The sequence below is a fragment of the Actinomadura sp. SCN-SB genome (assembly GCF_043906805.1).
Classification (GTDB): Bacteria; Actinomycetota; Actinomycetes; order Streptosporangiales; family Streptosporangiaceae; genus Spirillospora.
In genome coordinates this window covers 44,908-61,533 of sequence record NZ_JBIMPP010000049.1, presented here as the reverse complement: position 1 = coordinate 61,533, position 16,626 = coordinate 44,908, and the positions used below count along the sequence as shown (strand labels likewise).

The following is a 16,626-nucleotide window of genomic DNA, read 5'->3' as shown; positions in this document are numbered from 1 at the left end:
CATCAGTACTTAAGCAGGTTCGCGTCGTCCACCGACGACGACCTGCGTGTTCGGAAGATGGTCATGATGATCGCCAGACCCACCACGACCTCGGCCGCCGCCACCACCATCACGAAGAAGGCGATGATCTGCCCGTCCAGGTTGCCGTGCATCCGGGCGAACGAGACGAACGCCAGGTTGGTCGCGTTCAGCATCAGCTCGACGCACATGAACACGACGATCGCGTTGCGCCGCACCAGCACGCCGACGGCGCCGATGGTGAACAGGATCGCCGAGAGCGCCAGGTAGTGCCCCGGACTCATTGACCAGCCTCGCCTTCTGAGCCGTCGGAGGGGCCGGCGCCGCCGCGGTCGCCGGCCACCGGCGTCCCGGCCTTCACGACCCGGCCTTCGGCGTCGGCCTGCTTGGACTCCTCGGTCACCGCGCGCACCGCGGCGACGTCCTCCTCCACCGCGCGCTCCTCGGTCGCGCCGTACAGGTCGGCGTGCCGCTCGATGGTGTCGGTACGGGCCGCGATGACGGGGTTGACGGACAGTTCCGACACCGAGCCGTCCGGCAGCAGCGCGGGCATGTCGACCGCATTGTGCCGGGCGTAGGTGCCGGGGCCGGGCAGCGGGCCCGGGTGGGCGCCGGACGCGAACCGGCGCCGCGCCAGGTCCTTCTGCGTGGGCTTGGGCTTGAGCCGCTCGCGGTGCGCCAGCACCATCGCGCCCAGCGCCGCGGTGATCAGCAGGGCGCTGGTGGCCTCGAACGCGAACACGTACTTGCCGAACAGCAGCCGGGCCAGCGCGACCACGTTGCCGTCGGCGTTGGCCTCGCGCAGTCCGGCCGAGTCGCCCAGCGCCGCGTCGCCGAAGCCGACGCCCAGCAGGACCAGGAAGCCCAGCGCCGCGATCCCGGCCCACAGCCGCTGCCCGCGGATCGTCTCCACCAGCGAGTCGGTGGAGCTCACCCCGACGAGCATCAGCACGAACAGGAAGAGCATCAGCACCGCGCCGGTGTAGACGATCACCTGGACGAACGCCAGGAACGGCGCGTCCTGGATCGCGTACAGCGCGGCCAGCGACAGCATCACCGTCGCCAGCAGCAGCGCGGAGTGCACCGCCCGCCGCATGAAGATCATGCCGAGCGCGGCGGCGACCGACGCGACCGCCAGCACCCAGAAGAAGAACGGCTCTCCCGGCTGGGCGTCGGCGACCTGCGCCACGACGGTCTGTCCCGGGCTCACTTGCCCTCACCGCCTTCGGACGGGGCGGTCTCCGGCTGCAGGCCGAGGCGGTAGTAGTCCTCCTCGGTCTCGCCGAGGCGCATCGCGTGCGGCGGCGCCTCCATGCCCTCGCGCAGCGGCGCCAGCAGCATGTCCTTGGTGTAGATCAGGCTTTCGCGGCTGTCGTCGGCCAGCTCGTACTCGTTGGTCATCGTCAGCGCCCGGGTGGGGCACGCCTCGATGCACAGCCCGCACAGGATGCAGCGCAGGTAGTTGATCTGGTAGACGCGGCCGTACCGCTCGCCTGGGGAGTAGCGCTCCTCCTCGGAGTTGTCCGCGCCCTCCACGTAGATGGCGTCGGCCGGGCACGCCCAGGCGCACAGCTCGCAGCCGACGCACTTCTCCAGCCCGTCCGGCCACCGGTTGAGCTGGTGGCGTCCGTGGAAGCGCGGCGCGGTCGGCTTCTTCACCTCGGGATACTGGACGGTCTCGCTCTTCATGAACATCTGGTGGAACGAGACCCCGAACCCCTTGACCGGGTTCAGGAAGTCAGTGACTCCCACTTCCGACCTCCTCACGCGTGGTCGTGCTCGTGGTGGCCGCCGGGCCCTGCCGGGACGTGCCGGCGCCGCGGCCGTGGTAGTGGGGGGCGTCCATCGGCGGCACCGGGAACCCGCCCGCCGCGGTCGCGCCGGTCTCCCCCGGGCCGCCCGCCGCGCCCTGGGCGGCGGCCTCGCGTTCCTCGCCGCCACCGCCGCGCAGCACCTCCCACAGGAGGGTGGCGGCCAGCACGACGCCCGCCGCGATGGCCGAGTACAGCACGATCTCCTGCATGTCGTAGCCCTCGTTGCGCAGCGCGCGGATGGTGGCGACCAGCAGGATCCAGCCGAGCGAGAACGGCATCAGCACCTTCCAGCCGAGCCGCATCAGCTGGTCGTAGCGCACCCGCGGCAGCGAGCCGCGCAGCCAGATGAAGAAGAAGATGAACAGCCCCGTCTTGATCAGGAACCACAGCACCGGCCACCAGCCGGCGTTGGCGCCCTCCCAGAACGTGGAGATCGGCGCCGGGGCACGCCAGCCGCCCAGGAACAGCGTGGTGGCCAGGGCCGACAGCGTGGTCAGGTTGATGTACTCGGCCAGGAAGAACATCGCGAACTTCAGCGACGAGTACTCGGTGTGGAACCCGCCCACCAGCTCGCCCTCGCCCTCGGGCAGGTCGAAGGGGATCCGGTTGGACTCGCCCATCATCGTGACCACGTACACCAGGAACGAGGGCAGCAACAGGAGGACGAACCAGCGGTCGGTCTGCGCGTTGACGATCCCCGAGGTGGACATCGTCCCGGCGTACAGGAACACCGCGACGAACGACAGGCCCATCGCGATCTCGTACGAGATCACCTGCGCGGACGAGCGCAGCCCGCCCAGCAGCGAGTACGGCGACATCGACGACCAGCCGGCCAGCACGATCCCGTACACGCCCATCGACGACATCGCCAGCACCAGCAGCACCGCGACCGGCAGGTCGGTGCCCTGCAACGCGGTGTGGTGGCCGAACACCGACACCGTCGGGCCGAACGGGATGATGACGAAGGAGATGAACGCCGGGACCGCCGACATGATCGGGGCCAGCACGAACACGACCTTGTCGACCTGGCGCGGGACGATGTCCTCCTTCAGCGCCAGCTTGATCCCGTCCGCGAGGCCCTGGAGCAGGCCGAACGGACCGGCCCTGTTGGGGCCGACGCGCAACTGCATGCGGCCGATGACACGGCGCTCGATCCACATCGTCATCAGCACGGTGACGACGAGGAAGACGAAGATCGCCACCACCTTGCCGCCGATCAGCCACCACGGGTCGCGCCCGAAGTCCTCCAGCGTGGGCGGCGGCGGGGCCGCGATTGCGGACGACACCGACGTGCTCATGACGCGCCTCCGGCAGAGATCGTGACCAGGCTTCCCGCGTCCACGCCGAGGTCGCGGTAGAGGGCGCAGCCGGCGGAGTTGACCGGCACCCAGACCACCCTGGCGGGCAGGTCGGGCGTGATCTCCAGCGGGAGCGTGACCTCGCCGCGCCCGGCCGCGACGGTGACCGTGCCGCCCTCGGCGACGCCGATCTCGGCGGCGGTGGCGGGCGCCAGCCGGGCGACCGCGGCCTTGGCGGTGCCCGCCAGGTACGGCTCGCCGTCCTGCATCCGGCCCTTGTCGAGCAGCAGCCGCCAGGTGGCCAGCAGCGCCTCGCCCCTCTCCGGCTGCGGCTGCGTGCCCGGCGTGACGCTCGGCGCGGCGGGCCGCTCGCCCTTGTACACGCCCAGCGCGGCCATCTCGCGCTTGGCGGCCTGCGGGTCCGGCAGCGCCAGGTGGACGTCCATCTCCCCCGCCAGGGCGTCCAGCACCCGCAGGTCGGACAGCCTGCCGGTGGACTTCAGGACGGTGTCGAACGGGCGGCCGCGGCCCTCCCAGTCGACGAACGTCCCGGACTTCTCCGCGACGGCCGCGACCGGCAGCACCACGTCGGCCCGGTCGGTGACCGCGCTGACCCGCTGCTCCAGGCTCACCACGAACGGGGTGGCCTCCAGCGCGGCCAGGACGGCGGCGGGGTCGGGCATGTCGTAGGGGTCGACGCCGCCGACCAGCAGCGCGCCCAGCTCACCGGACGCCGCGGCGGCGATGATGCCCGCGCCGTCCCGTCCGGGGGACGCGGGGAGGTCGGCGACGTTCCAGGCGCGGGCGACCTCGGCGCGCGCCTGCGGGTCGGTGACCGGGCGCCCGATCGGCAGCAGGCCGGGCAGCGCGCCCGCCTCGACCGCGCCGCGCTCGCCGGCCCTGCGCGGCACCCACGCCACCCGGGCGCCGGTGACCTGCGCCAGCCGGTGCACGCTCGACAGCGCGCCGGGGCTGCTCGCCAGTCGCTCCCCGACCAGGATCACCGCGCCGTCCGCCTCCAGCGCGCCGCGCGCGTCGGCGTTCCGGTCGCCGGCCCCGTCCTGGGGGGACGACCCCCCGGCAACAGACCCGCCGACTGCCCTCTGGGCACTCGGCCAGCCGGCGACCAGCGAGCCGAGCACGTCGGCCTCCGCGCCCGGCAGGGAGCGCAGCAGCGTGCCGCCCATCTTCCGCAGCCCGCGGGACGCGAACGGCGCGACCGAGAAGACCCTGAGCCCGGACTTGCGGTACGCCTTGCGCAGCCGCAGGAAGACGATCGGCGACTCCTCCTCGGGCTCGAACCCCGCCAGCAGCACGGCCGGGGCCTTCTCCAGGTCGGAGTAGGTCACCTCGATCGGGTGCCCGGCGACGGCGCTGGCCAGGAACTCGGCCTCCTCGCGCGAGTGCGCGCGGGCCCGGTAGTCGATGTCGTTGGTGCCGAGCGCGACCCGGGCGAACTTGGCGTACGCGTAGGCGTCCTCAAGGGTGAGCCGCCCGCCGGGCAGCACGCCCGCGTTGCCTCGGGCACGGGCCAGTCCCTCGGCGGCGACGGTGAGCGCCTCCGGCCAGGACGCGGGCTCCAGCACCCCGTCCTCGTTCCGGACGAGCGGGTGGGTGAGGCGGTCGGGCTGGGTGGCGTAGGTGAACGCCCACCGGCCCTTGTCGCAGTTCCACTCCTCGTTCACCTGCGGGTCGTCACCGGCGAGCCGCCGGGTGATCCTGCCGCGCCGATGGTCGGTGCGCATCGAGCAGCCCGACGCGCAGTGCTCGCACACGCTGGGCGCCGACACCAGGTCGAACGGCCGGGACCTGAATCGGTACGCGGCGCCGGTCAGCGCGCCCACCGGGCAGATCTGGACGGTGTTGCCGGAGAAGTAGGACTGGAACGGCCTGTCGGAGGCCGCCCCGACCTGCTCCTTGGCGCCCCGCTCGAACAGGTCGATGAACGCGTCCCCGGCGATCTGGTCGGAGAACCGGGTGCAGCGGGCGCACTGGATGCAGCGTTCCCGGTCCAGCAGCACCTGGCTGGACAGCGCGAGCGGCTTGGGGAAGGTCCGCTTGGTCTCGGTGAACCGCGTCTCGCCGCGCCCGTTGGACATCGCCTGGTTCTGCAGCGGGCACTCGCCGCCCTTGTCGCAGACCGGGCAGTCCAGCGGGTGGTTGATGAGCAGCAGCTCCATCACGCCGTGCTGCGCCTTGTCGGCCACCGGCGAGGTCAGCTGGGTCTTGACGACCATCCCCGGCATCACCGCGGTGGTGCAGGACGCCTGCGGCTTGGGCATGCCCCGCCCGTTGCCCGCGTCCGGGATCTCCACCAGGCACTGCCGGCAGGCGCCGACCGGGTCCAGCAGCGGGTGGTCGCAGAACCGCGGGATCTGGAGGCCCAGCAGCTCGGCCGCCCGGATGATCAGCGTGCCCTTGGGCACCTCGATCTCGAACCCGTCGATGGTGACCGGGACCATGTCCTCGCGCTTCTCGACGGGACCGGCGTCGTCCTTGGTGACGGTCACTTGGTCGCACCTCCCCAGAGGGTGGAGGCGGCCGGGTCGAACGGACAGCCGCCCTGCTCGAAGTGCTGGAGGTACTCGTCGCGGAACAGCTTGATGGAGGAGACCACCGGGCTGGTCGCGCCGTCCCCCAGCGCGCAGAACGACCGGCCCAGGATGTTGTCCGACAGGTCCAGCAGGGTCTCCAGGTCCTTCTCCTCGCCCTGCCCGGCCTCCAGCCGCTTGAGCATCTGCTTGTACCAGTACGTTCCCTCGCGGCACGGCGTGCACTTGCCGCACGACTCGTGCGCGTAGAACTCCGACCAGCGCAGCACGGCCCGCACCACGCAGGTCGTCTCGTCGAAGATCTGCAGCGCCCTGGTGCCCAGCATGGACCCGGCGGCGCCCACCGACTCGAAGTCGAGCGGCACGTCCAGGTGCTGGTCGGTGAAGATCGGGGTGGACGAGCCGCCCGGCGTCCAGAACTTCAGCCGGTGGCCCTCGCGCACGCCGCCCGCCATGTCCAGCAGCTCGCGCAGCGTGATCCCCAGCGGCGCCTCGTACTGGCCCGGCCTGGTCACGTGCCCGGACAGCGAGAAGATGCCGAAGCCCTTGGACTTCTCGGTGCCCATCGAGGCGAACCACTCGGGGCCGTTGGCCACGATCGAGGGAACCGAGGCGATCGACTCGACGTTGTTGATGACGGTGGGACCGCCGTACAGGCCCGCGACCGCGGGGAAGGGGGGCTTGAGCCTGGGCTGGCCTCGGAAGCCCTCCAGGGAGTCCAGCAGCGCCGTCTCCTCGCCGCAGATGTAGGCGCCGGCGCCGGTGTGCACGACCAGGTCGAGGTCGTAGCCGGAGCCGAGGATGTCCTTGCCGAGGTAACCCGCCTCGTACGCCTCGGCGACCGCCTGCTGCAACCGGCGGATCACGTGCAGCACCTCGCCGCGCACGTAGATGAACGCGTGGTTGGACCGGATGGCGTACGAGCTGATGATCACACCCTCGACCAGCACGTGCGGGTTGGCCATCATCAGCGGGATGTCCTTGCAGGTGCCCGGCTCGGACTCGTCCGCGTTCACCACCAGGTACCGCGGGTTCGGGCTGCTGGGCGGCAGGAACCCCCACTTCATCCCGGTCGGGAAGCCCGCGCCGCCGCGGCCGCGCAGCCCGGAGTCCTTGACCGCCTGCACGATCGCGTCCGGGTCCATCCCGAACGCGGTGCGCAGCGCCCGGTACCCGCCCTCCCGCTCGTACGCCTCGCGCGTGAACGAGTCGGACTGGTCCCAGTTCTTGGTGAGGATCGGGGTGAGGGTGGTCATTGGTTGCGGTCCTCCTGCGAGCCGGGCTTGACCGGTCCGCCGATCGGCTTGCCGGGCTCGTTCGGCGGCGGGTCGGTGATCTCGCTCGGCCGGACGGGCTCGTGCGGGCGCTCGCGCTCGACGTCGGCGGGAGGCGCCGCCCAGCCGCGCCGCCGCGCCACCTCCAGGCCGCTCAGCGACCGCGGCCCGGCCTGGACGCCCTCGTGCGCCCGCCCGTCCGGGAACCCGGCCAGGACGCGGGACGCCTCCTTCCACGAGCACAGCCCGCCCGGTCCGCGGGTGGGGGCCACCTGCCTGCCCTGGCGCAGGTCGTCCACCAGCGCCTTGGCCTTCTCGGGAGTCATGTTGTCGAAGAACTCCCAGTTCACCGTCATCACCGGCGCGAAGTCGCAGGCCGCGTTGCACTCGATGCGCTCAAGGCTGACCCGGCCGTCGGGGGTGGCCTCGTCGTGGCCGACGCCCAGATGCTCCGACAGCTCCTCCCAGATCTGGTCGCCGCCCATGATCGCGCACAGCGTGTTGATGCAGACGCCCACGTGGTACTCGCCGACCGGCGCCCGCTTGTACATCGTGTAGAAGGTGGCGACACCGGTCACCTGCGCGGCCGTGATGCCGAGCTGTTCGGCGCAGAACTCGATGCCGCGCTGCGTCACGTACCCGTCCTCGGACTGGACGAGGTGCAGCAGCGGCAGCAGCGCCGAGCGCGGCCGGGGATAGCGGGCGATGATCTCCTTGGCGTCCCGTTCGAGCCGCTCCCGCACCTCCGGGTCGTAGGACTCCGCCGCGGCCTCCGTCATCGGTCCACACCCCCCATCACCGGATCGATGCTGGCCACCGCCGCGATCACGTCGGCCACCATGCCGCCCTCGCACATCGCCGGGACGGCCTGCAGGTTGGTGAACGACGGGTCGCGGAAGTGCACCCGGTACGGCCGCGTGCCGCCCTCGCTGACCACGTGCGCGCCCAGCTCGCCGCGGGGCGACTCGATCGGCACGTACGCCTGCCCGGCCGGCACCCGGAAACCCTCGGTCACCAGCTTGAAGTGGTGGATCAGGGCCTCCATCGAGGTGCCCATGATGTGCGCGATGTGCTTGGGCGAGTTGCCCATGCCGTCCGCGCCGATCGCCAGCTGCGCCGGCCAGCCGATCTTCTTGTCCTCGATCATCACCGGCCCCTTGACCGACTGCAGCCGCTCCACGCACTGCTCGACGATCTTCAGGGACTCCTCCATCTCCTTCATCCGGACCAGGTAGCGCCCGTAGACGTCGCAGGTCCTCTCGGTGGCGATCTCGAAGTCGTAGGTCTCGTAGCCGCAGTACGGCTGGGACTTGCGCAGGTCCCACGGCAGCCCGGTCGCGCGCAGCACCGGGCCGGTGACGCCCAGCGACATGCAGCCGGTCAGGTCGAGGTAGGCGATGTCCTTCGTCCGCGCCAGGTAGACGGGGTTGGCGTCCATCAGCTTGCGCAGCGCCTGGATGCGCTTGGGCATCCGGTCCAGATAGTCGCGGATCTTGCTGAGCGCCCCGCTCGGCAGGTCCTGCGCCACTCCGCCGGGACGGACGTAGGCCATGTTCATCCGTAGCCCGGTGATCTCCTCGAACAGGTCGAGGGTGTACTCGCGCTCGATGAACCCGTTGAGCATGACCGTGGTGGCGCCGAGTTCGAGGCCGAACGTGGCGATCGCGACCAGGTGCGAGGAGATCCGGTTGAGCTCCATCATCATCACCCGGATGATCTGGGCCCGTTCCGGCACCCGGTCCTCGATGCCCAGCAGCCGCTCCACGCCCAGGCAGTACGCCGTCTCGTTGAAGATCGGCGCCAGGTAGTCCATCCGGGTGCAGAACGTGGTGCCCTGGGTCCAGGTCCGGTACTCCATGTTCTTCTCGATGCCGGTGTGCAGGTAGCCGATGACGACCCGCGCCTCGGTCACCGTCTCGCCGTCCAGCGTCAGGATGAGCCGCAGCACGCCGTGCGTGGACGGGTGCTGCGGCCCCATGTTGACGACCAGCCGCTCGTCGCCGAGGTCCCCGGCGCCGGCCACGACCTGGTCCCAGTCCTGCCCGGAGACGTCGAAGACCTTGCCCTCGGCCGCCTCCCCGGCGGCGTAGGCGTCATATTCGGTGTACTTCGTCGAGGGACTCATACCGCGTACCCCGCTCGCCTCCAAGGCGCACCGGGGCGCCGCCTTCCCATGTCCCTCTGGTCCAGCTCGCTCATACGTACGACCGCCGTTCGTCCGGTGGCGGGATCTCCGCTCCTCGGTACTCGACGGGGATGCCGCCGAGGGGGTAGTCCTTGCGCTGCGGGTGGCCGACCCAGTCGTCGGGCATCTCGATGCGGGTCAGCGCCGGATGCCCGTCGAACACGATCCCGAAGAAGTCGTAGGTCTCGCGCTCGTGCCAGTCGCCGGTCGGGTACACGTCCACGATCGACGGGATGTGCGGGTCGGCGTCGGGGCAGGTGACCTCCAGCCGCACGCGCCGGTTATGGGTGATCGACAGCAGGTGGTAGACCGCGTGCAGCTCGGCGCCCGTGTCCGAGGGGAAGTGGACGCCCGACACGCCGCTGCACAGCTCGAACCGCAGCTCGGGGTCGTCCCGCATCGTGCGCGCGACCGCCTTCAGGTGCTCGCGCCGCACGTAGAAGGTCATCTCACCGCGGTCGACCACGACCCGCTCGATCGCGTCCCCGAACTCGGGCAGCGCCTGCTCCAGCCGGTCGGCGACCGCGTCGAACTCGCCCGGCTCCGCGGCGCCCCCGGGCCCGCCGTACGGGCGGGGCGTGGACACCTTGGGGGTCTGCCGGACGACCAGGCGCCCGTACCCGGAGGTGTCGCCGGTCGTCTTCGCTCCGAACATGCCCATGCGGGCGATCGGCTGCTCCTGGCGCTCCTCCTGGGAGTGCGCGGGCAGCTGGTCCGCCGCCTGCTCCGCCCGCTGCTCGGGATGCCGCGAGCTCATCACACACCCCCCATCGGCTGGCCCAGCAGCGGGAGCCTGCGGCGCTTGGCCTCTTCCAGCTCCTCGATCTGCCGCTTGCGCTGCGCGCCGAGCTTGGTGTTCTGGATCTTGTCGTGCAGCTTCAGGATCGCGTCCAGCAGCATCTCGGGCCGCGGCGGGCAGCCCGGCAGGTAGATGTCGACCGGGACGATGTGGTCCACGCCCTGCACGATCGCGTAGTTGTTGAACATGCCGCCGGACGACGCGCACACGCCCATCGCGATGACCCACTTGGGCTCGGTCATCTGGTCGTAGATCTGCCGCAGCACCGGCGCCATCTTCTGGCTCACCCGGCCGGCGACGATCATCAGGTCGGCCTGCCGGGGCGTGGCCGAGGCGCGTTCCATCCCCCATCGGGAGAAGTCGTGCCGCGGGTCGCCGGTCGCCATCATCTCGATCGCGCAGCAGGCCAGCCCGAAGGTGGCGGGCCAGACCGAGCTCTTGCGCGCCCAGCCCGCGAGCTGCTCGACCGTCGTCAGCAGGAAGCCGCTCGGGAGCTTCTCCTCAAGACCCATCGCTCTACCCCCGTTCCGCTCCGGCGCGCCGTCCGGCGCGCGCTCGCCTCGTGGCGGGCTTCTCGGACGGGCACGCGCCGCGCGTCCGCACCTCGCTCATCAATCCCACTCCAGACCGCCGCGCCGCCAGATGTAGGCGTACGCCACCAGCACGGCGACGATGAACAAGATCATCTCCACCAGGGCGAAGATCCCCATCCGGTTGAACGCGACCGCCCAGGGGTACAGGAAGATGATCTCGATGTCGAAGACGATGAACAGCATCGCCGTCAGGTAGTACTTGATCGGGAAGCGCCCGCCGCCCACCGGCTGCGGGGTCGGCTCGATGCCGCACTCGTAGGCGTCGAGCCGCGCCCGGTTCCACCGTTTGGGCCCGGTGAGCGCGGCCATCGCCACGGAGAAGGCCGCGAAGGCGAACGCCAGCGCCCCCAGCACAATGATCGGTACGTAGAGATCCACGCTCTACCGCCCCTCCTCGCAAACCACCGTCATGCCGCCGGCGCCACCTTCTGCATCGCGTTGATGACACGGTCCATCGCGTCCCCGCCGCGCCGGTCGGTGAGGTTGGCCAGCAGCTTGAGCGTGAAGCGCATCAGCGTGGGATGCGGCAGGCCGTGCGCGGTCAGGAACTTCATCACCCGCGGGTCGCCGATGGCCTGCACGAACAGCCGGGCGAGCGTGAAGTAGCCGCCGTGCTCCTCCTTGAGGATGCGCGGGTACTCGTACAGCGTCCGCTCCCGCTGCGCGGGGGTGCTGCGGGCCAGGGCCTGCACCATGATCTCGGCGGCCAGCCGCCCGGACTCCAGCGCGTAGTCGATGCCCTCGCCGTTGAACGGGTTGATCATGCCGCCGGCGTCACCGGCCAGGAGCATGCCCCGGGTGTAGTGCGGCTGGCGGTTGAAGCCCATGGGCAGCCCCGCGCCGCGGATCGGCCCGGTGGCGTGGTCCTCGTCCATCCGCCACTCCTCGGGCATCTGGGCGGTCCAGTCCCTGAGCATGTTCCGGTAGTTGATGTTCTGGAACGCCTTGCTGGTGTTCAGCAGGCCGACCCCGACGTTGGACGTGCCGTCGCCGACCGGGAAGATCCAGCCGTACCCGGGGAGCAGGCGCCGCCCGTCCCACAGTTCGAGCCACGCCTCCATGTACTCGTCGTCGTGGCGCGGGGTGCGGTAGTAGCGGCGGACGGCCACGCCCATGGGGCGGTCCTCACGCCGGCGCAGGCCCATGGCCAGGGACAGGCGGGTGGAGTTGCCGTCGGCGGCCACCACGAGCGGCGCGCGGAACTCCACCTCCTCGCCCTCGTGGACGGCCTTGACGCCGATGATGCGGTCGGTGCGCTCGTCCAGGACCGGGCCGGTGACGTTGCAGCCCTGGATCAGCCGGGCGCCCGCCTTCGCCGCGTGCTCGGCGAGGAGCTGGTCGAGGCTGGTCCTGGTACGGACCAGGCCGAAGTCGGGGAAGCTCGCCAGCTCGGGCCAGGGCAGCTCGATCTTGACACCGGCGCCGTAGATGCGCAGACCCTTGTTACGGGTCCAGCCGGGGGCGTCCAGATCGACGCCCATGCCGATCAGCGCGCGGACGGCGCGGGGGGTCAGCCCGTCACCGCAGATCTTGTCGCGCGGGAAGGTGGCCTTCTCCAGCAGCGCGACATCCAGCCCTGACTGGGCCAGCCAGTAGGCGGTGGACGCCCCGGCGGGTCCGGCCCCCACGACGATCGCGTCTGCCTGCCGGGTGGAGTCGGTCACAACGGTCCTTCTTCGCTCGTTCGCTTGTGAAGCACTTCACAAGGATCCGGGGGGAGTCTATTCCTTTGGGGCGGTTCCTGGATACCTCTGGACCACCTCGATTTTGGACCGGTCCGAAAAGGACTCTGGCTACGGACCGGTGGCGCCGGGGCCCGGATTGGTGGCGTGGTGCAGGGCGGCGACCCCGAAGGTGAGGTCGCGCCACCGCACCGCGTCCCAGCCCGCGGCCTGGATGAGCCGGGACAACGCGGCCTGGTCGGGCCAGGCCAGCGTCGACTCGGCAAGATAGTGGTACGAGTCGGGATTCGAGCTGACCCGGGCCAGTGCGGGCAGACCGAATCTCAGGTGCAGGCGGTGACCGAAACGCAGCACCGCGTTGGGCGGGTGACTCACCTCACACACCAGCAGCCGCCCGCCGGGACGGGTGACCCGCCGCAGCTCCCGCAGCGCCGCCTCGGTGTCGGCCACGTTCCGGAGCCCGAAGGAGATCGTCACCGCGTCGAACGCGCCGTCCGCGAACGGCAGGCGCAGCGCGTCCCCGGCCACGAAGCCGAGCCCGTCGACGCCCCCGTTCCGCTTCACCCCGACGCGCAGCATGCCGAGCGAGAAGTCACAGGCCACGGTGAGCGCGCCCGCCTCGGCGAAGGGCACCGAGGAGGTCCCCGTACCGGCGGCCAGGTCCAGGATCCGCTCGCCCGGACGCGCGTCCACGGCGCGCACGACGGCCCGCCGCCAGCTCCGGTCCCTCCCACCCGTCATCAGGGTGTTGAGCAGGTCGTAGCGTTCGGCGGTGCGGTCGAACATCGCCGCCACATCGGCCGGTCGCTTGTCGAGAGAGGCCCGGGTCATGAGGTCAGCCTAGGGCGTCCCGCCATCCTCTTTGGCGCGCGCCCTCTCCAGTCTGCGGCGCTGCTCCTTCACTCCGCGCACCAGCGCGGAGGACATCGCGTCGCGCTGCTCCGACAGCAGGACGTAGCTCACGATGCCACTGACCAACACCGCCAGCGCCAGCAGCAAGAGGCCGCGGGCCCCCAGCAACGCCAGAACGGCCGCCGCGGCCAGGAAGATCGCGAACCGGGCGGCAGTGTAAAGGAGTACCGAACGCATGACGCTTCCAGGCTATCCCGCGATGTGCGGAGCCCGGATCCGGGTGCGGTCCTACGCGATGGCTTCGGCGAGGTAGGCGGGGTCGACGTTGCCACCGGACAGAACGGAGACATAGGTGCGGGCCGAGGGCAGCTCGTCCCCGCGGTAGAGATAGGCGGCCGTGGCGACCGCGCCCCCGGGCTCGGCGATCAGGCGCGCCTCGCGGGCCAGCCTCCTCACCGTCAGCCGGATCTCCTCCTCGCTCACCGTGACGATGTCGTCCACGAAGGCCCGGATGTGCGCGAACGGGATGTCGCCCACCCGCTGGGCGCGCAGGGCGTCCGCGCTGGTCCGGGCCGTCTGCGCGGCCGTCCAGGACACCGGGCGCCCGGCCAGCAGCGACGCCCGCGCGTCGGCCGCCAGCTGGGGCTCCACCCCGATGACCTTGGCCTCGGGACGCAGCCGCTTCACCGCCGCCGCGACACCGGAGATCAGCCCGCCCCCGCCGATCGGCACGAGCACCACGTCCACGTCCGGGCGGTCCTGCACGATCTCCAGGCCGGCCGTTCCCTGGCCCGCGACGATCCGCCGGTCGTCGTACGGCGGGACGAGCGTGAGCCCGTGCGCCTCGGCCAGCCGCGCGGCCGTGGTCTCCCGCGCCTCCATCGTCGGCTCCACGTACAGGACCTCGGCGCCCAGCGCGACGCACGCGTCGACCTTCACCTGCGGAGCGGTGTTCGGGACGACCAGAACCGCCCGGATGCCGAGGGCGCGCGCCGTGAACGCCACCGCCTGAGCGTGGTTGCCGCTGGAATGCGTCACCACGCCGCGCTTTCGCACGTCCTCCGGCAACCCGGCGATCGTCGCGTAGGCGCCGCGCACCTTGAACGCGCCGATCGGCTGCAGCGACTCCGCCTTGACCAGCAGCGCCGGATCCGACAACGGGAACGGCACGAGCGGGGTGCGGACCACCACTCCCGGCAGCCGTCCGGCCGCCTCTTCGATCTCCGCCAGGGAGACAAGATCGGACATGACCGGGAGCCTATGCCGACGGTGACCGCCCTGGTCAAACGGTCCCGCGAAGGCCCCCGCCGGGAGGGACGGCACGGGCCTGCTGCGCTCCACGGGACGGTTGTGAGCGATGAAGCATGTACTTCCCGTGATCTCGCCTGCTCAGCGAATTACTCAGCGTGATGTTTTCCGAAAACAAGGGAGAAATCGGTCTAGAGCCGCCACACTATGAAACAGTCCACCCGCACCGAGAGCGGGACAAAGGGGGAGAGAAAACGTGGAGAGCACCAGCGAGCGCCTGCTGACCCCCGGAGAGGTCGCCGCCCTCTTCCGGGTCGATCCGAAAACGGTCACGCGCTGGGCAGCGGCGGGCCGGATCAGCAGCATCCGCACGCCCGGAGGCCACCGCCGCTTCCGCGAGTCCGAGGTGCACGCGCTCCTGCGCGGCGACGAGCCCGTCGAGGTTCGCTGAGGCGACCGGACGGCAGGCCGTCCCCGGGCGCGCGACGGGAGTACCCCCGAACCCTCGCGCCGCCGACCACCGCGACCGCCTCCAGGTACCGCACTCGGGTCGCCGCCCTCAGCCGCCTTCGATGTCGGCCTTGTACTCCTCGAACGCTCGGAGCAGGTCGGCGTCGCCGTCCCGCCAGGCGCGGCGCCTGTCCTCCATCTCCTGCTCGGTGATGGACTCGGGCAGCAGCCGGTCGTAGTCCGGATCGCCGGGGCCGATCTCGACGTAGCCCTGCGCGATGACCCCGGGACCCTCGCCCGGCTCCCGCGTCCCCTTCGCGGAGCCGGTGAGGACGCTGTGGGGCACCCGGAGCGTTCCGTCGGGTAGCCGGATCACATACATCGTCGATCACCTTCGGTGCTGGTCGTCGCCGGACGGCGCGGAGGTGCGGGGGACGCGCATCAGATTCCGTACCTGCGGTTGAAGAACAGCATGACATCCAGGGCCATCCGGATGTTGCCCGCGAGCATATCGACCAGGGCGGGCCGCTGCCGGGCGGAGATCGCGGCGAACGCGTCGGCGAAGAACTCGCGGCGGCCCAGCGCGTCGGGCTGCCGGTGGAACTCGGCCGCCAGATGGGGCAGGCACCGCTCGTACAGCCGCCGGAACTCCTCGCTGTCGGACCGCCAGCCGTCCCCGCCGTCGATGTCGTCGAGCGCGTGCCCGACCTCGTGCATCATCACGTCCGGCGTGGGCGACGGCCGGTCCCCCACGATGATCTTCCCGTCGCCGTAGGCGCCGGCGCAGATGTCCCAGGTCCCCCGTCCCGAGGGCAGCGGCCGGTCGCGCAGGTGCGCCATGTCGTCGAGCTGCGGGACGCCGCCCGGCCCGACATAGATGCCCTCCAGCCCGCCGGCGAGCTTCACCTTCAGGGTGTCGGGCAGCGCGGCGAGGCTGTCGACGGCCCGCACCACCTCGGGCGGCGGCGGGCCCGTCCGGGCGTCCCACTGGCGGTACAGAATGCTCTCCAGGACGCCACAGTGCCGGCGGCCGTCCGCCACGTACGGCGAGCCCGGCGGGCGCGGCTCGGCGCGCGGCGGCGGTGCGTCGTCGAGCTCGAAGTCCTTCCAGGAGTAACGCGGCGGGCCGTCCGGACCCGCGCCTCCCGTCCAGTGCCCGGGACGGTCGCGCGCCACGTCCGGGACGACGTCCGCCATCCCGTACGGCGCCGCGTCGGGACCCGGACCGCGTGCCTCGTCGCGCCGCACCCGGCGGAAACGCCCCAGTCGGTCGCGTGGATGGTCGCCGCGAGGCCGCAGCCGGAACCGTTCGGGGCGCCACCGCACACGCTGCCGTGAGTCGGGGGACGAGGGGGCGTACGACACGTCCCTCGTCTCCCGGTGCCTACGGTGGATGCCTTTGAAGCGCATCGGGCTCCTCTGCAAGCGGGCCCCCGGACTCAACAACAGCGTCAGGGCCCCCGAGGCAGGGTAAGGGCAGACCCGACTCGGCGTCATCCCCCTCAGTCACGGTCTACGCTCATTGCATGGTGTATGTGCTGCTCTCGCTGATCCTGATCGGAGTGTGGCTCTTCGGACTCTTCGACGTGCTCACCACGGACGAGTCCGAGGTACTGCACCTGCCCAAGGTCGGCTGGCTGCTCATCGTGCTGCTCGGGCTGCTCCCGGGCGCGGTGCTGTGGCTGGCCGTCGGCCGGGCGAAGGTGCCTGTGCCGCCGGGGCGGCCGAGCGGGTCGGCGAGCCTGCCCGCGGGGGTGCCGGAGAGCGCCGCCGAGCCGCCCAGGGGCCCGGAGGACGATCCGGCGTTCCTGCGCGACCTCGAACGAAGGCTGCGCGGCGAAGAGTGACCCGGCACGGGGCT

At 71.2% G+C, this 16,626-nt stretch carries 19 protein-coding genes; 2 read left to right on the top strand and 17 right to left on the bottom strand.

Annotation, left to right across the window (positions count from 1 at the left end):
• Positions 1-2: 2 nt before the first annotated feature.
• The 15 genes from nuoK to ACGWYJ_RS27050 form a co-directional block, all read right to left on the bottom strand.
• Positions 3-302 (bottom strand): NADH-quinone oxidoreductase subunit NuoK, encoded by a 300-nt coding sequence (gene nuoK, locus ACGWYJ_RS27120; protein WP_160821744.1) that lies wholly within the window; start codon positions 300-302, stop codon positions 3-5.
• Positions 299-1,228 carry an NADH-quinone oxidoreductase subunit J gene (locus tag ACGWYJ_RS27115; RefSeq protein WP_395109150.1) on the bottom strand — a complete coding sequence of 310 codons (930 nt, stop codon included), beginning with the start codon at positions 1,226-1,228 and terminating at the stop codon, positions 299-301. Before ACGWYJ_RS27115 ends, nuoK begins: the two co-directional genes overlap by 4 nt.
• Entirely contained in the window at positions 1,225-1,770 is a 546-nt protein-coding gene (gene nuoI / locus ACGWYJ_RS27110; protein WP_285697604.1) for an NADH-quinone oxidoreductase subunit NuoI, read from the bottom strand. Before nuoI ends, ACGWYJ_RS27115 begins: the two co-directional genes overlap by 4 nt.
• Positions 1,757-3,130: an NADH-quinone oxidoreductase subunit NuoH gene (nuoH, locus tag ACGWYJ_RS27105; protein ID WP_395109149.1), complete on the bottom strand. Its 1,374-nt coding sequence runs from the start codon at positions 3,128-3,130 to the stop codon at positions 1,757-1,759. Before nuoH ends, nuoI begins: the two co-directional genes overlap by 14 nt.
• Complete coding sequence (locus tag ACGWYJ_RS27100; protein WP_395109154.1) at positions 3,127-5,592, bottom strand: NADH-quinone oxidoreductase subunit G; 2,466 nt, start codon at positions 5,590-5,592, stop codon at positions 3,127-3,129. Before ACGWYJ_RS27100 ends, nuoH begins: the two co-directional genes overlap by 4 nt.
• A gap of 44 nt (positions 5,593-5,636) precedes the next feature.
• A complete protein-coding gene (gene nuoF / locus ACGWYJ_RS27095) occupies positions 5,637-6,938 on the bottom strand; it encodes an NADH-quinone oxidoreductase subunit NuoF (protein WP_395109147.1) in 1,302 nt (433 codons plus the stop codon).
• Positions 6,935-7,735 (bottom strand): NADH-quinone oxidoreductase subunit NuoE, encoded by an 801-nt coding sequence (nuoE, locus tag ACGWYJ_RS27090; protein WP_395109145.1) that lies wholly within the window; start codon positions 7,733-7,735, stop codon positions 6,935-6,937. The genes nuoF and nuoE overlap by 4 nt, the downstream gene beginning before the upstream one ends.
• Positions 7,732-9,081, bottom strand: coding sequence for an NADH-quinone oxidoreductase subunit D (locus ACGWYJ_RS27085; RefSeq protein WP_395109144.1), 1,350 nt, complete (start codon positions 9,079-9,081; stop codon positions 7,732-7,734). The genes nuoE and ACGWYJ_RS27085 overlap by 4 nt, the downstream gene beginning before the upstream one ends.
• A 70-nt stretch (positions 9,082-9,151) precedes the next feature.
• Complete coding sequence (locus ACGWYJ_RS27080) at positions 9,152-9,898, bottom strand: NADH-quinone oxidoreductase subunit C (RefSeq protein WP_395109142.1); 747 nt, start codon at positions 9,896-9,898, stop codon at positions 9,152-9,154.
• A complete protein-coding gene (locus ACGWYJ_RS27075; protein WP_395109141.1) occupies positions 9,898-10,452 on the bottom strand; it encodes a NuoB/complex I 20 kDa subunit family protein in 555 nt (184 codons plus the stop codon). The genes ACGWYJ_RS27080 and ACGWYJ_RS27075 overlap by 1 nt, the downstream gene beginning before the upstream one ends.
• 99 nt (positions 10,453-10,551) lie before the next feature.
• Positions 10,552-10,911 carry an NADH-quinone oxidoreductase subunit A gene (locus tag ACGWYJ_RS27070; RefSeq protein WP_395109140.1) on the bottom strand — a complete coding sequence of 120 codons (360 nt, stop codon included), beginning with the start codon at positions 10,909-10,911 and terminating at the stop codon, positions 10,552-10,554.
• A gap of 29 nt (positions 10,912-10,940) precedes the next feature.
• On the bottom strand, positions 10,941-12,197 hold the full coding sequence (locus ACGWYJ_RS27065) for a geranylgeranyl reductase family protein (RefSeq protein WP_395109139.1): 1,257 nt from the start codon (positions 12,195-12,197) through the stop codon (positions 10,941-10,943).
• A gap of 129 nt (positions 12,198-12,326) precedes the next feature.
• Entirely contained in the window at positions 12,327-13,046 is a 720-nt protein-coding gene (locus ACGWYJ_RS27060) for a demethylmenaquinone methyltransferase (RefSeq protein WP_395109138.1), read from the bottom strand.
• A gap of 9 nt (positions 13,047-13,055) precedes the next feature.
• Positions 13,056-13,304 (bottom strand): DUF4229 domain-containing protein, encoded by a 249-nt coding sequence (locus ACGWYJ_RS27055; protein ID WP_395109137.1) that lies wholly within the window; start codon positions 13,302-13,304, stop codon positions 13,056-13,058.
• Positions 13,305-13,355: 51 nt separating this feature from the next.
• Complete coding sequence (locus tag ACGWYJ_RS27050; RefSeq protein WP_395109136.1) at positions 13,356-14,315, bottom strand: threonine/serine dehydratase; 960 nt, start codon at positions 14,313-14,315, stop codon at positions 13,356-13,358.
• 256 nt (positions 14,316-14,571) lie between these two features.
• Between ACGWYJ_RS27050 and ACGWYJ_RS27045 the strand changes: the two genes are divergently transcribed.
• Positions 14,572-14,766: a BldC family transcriptional regulator gene (locus tag ACGWYJ_RS27045; RefSeq protein ID WP_285697579.1), complete on the top strand. Its 195-nt coding sequence runs from the start codon at positions 14,572-14,574 to the stop codon at positions 14,764-14,766.
• 108 nt (positions 14,767-14,874) lie between these two features.
• Here the strand turns inward: ACGWYJ_RS27045 and ACGWYJ_RS27040 are convergent, their stop codons facing one another.
• Positions 14,875-15,147, bottom strand: a complete 273-nt coding sequence (locus ACGWYJ_RS27040; RefSeq protein WP_395109135.1) for a hypothetical protein — start codon at positions 15,145-15,147, stop codon at positions 14,875-14,877.
• A 59-nt stretch (positions 15,148-15,206) separates the two neighbouring features.
• Positions 15,207-16,175: a hypothetical protein gene (locus ACGWYJ_RS27035; RefSeq protein ID WP_395109133.1), complete on the bottom strand. Its 969-nt coding sequence runs from the start codon at positions 16,173-16,175 to the stop codon at positions 15,207-15,209.
• Between the two features lie 116 nt (positions 16,176-16,291).
• Between ACGWYJ_RS27035 and ACGWYJ_RS27030 the strand changes: the two genes are divergently transcribed.
• A complete protein-coding gene (locus tag ACGWYJ_RS27030) occupies positions 16,292-16,612 on the top strand; it encodes a PLDc N-terminal domain-containing protein (RefSeq protein ID WP_395109132.1) in 321 nt (106 codons plus the stop codon).
• Positions 16,613-16,626: the final 14 nt, after the last annotated feature.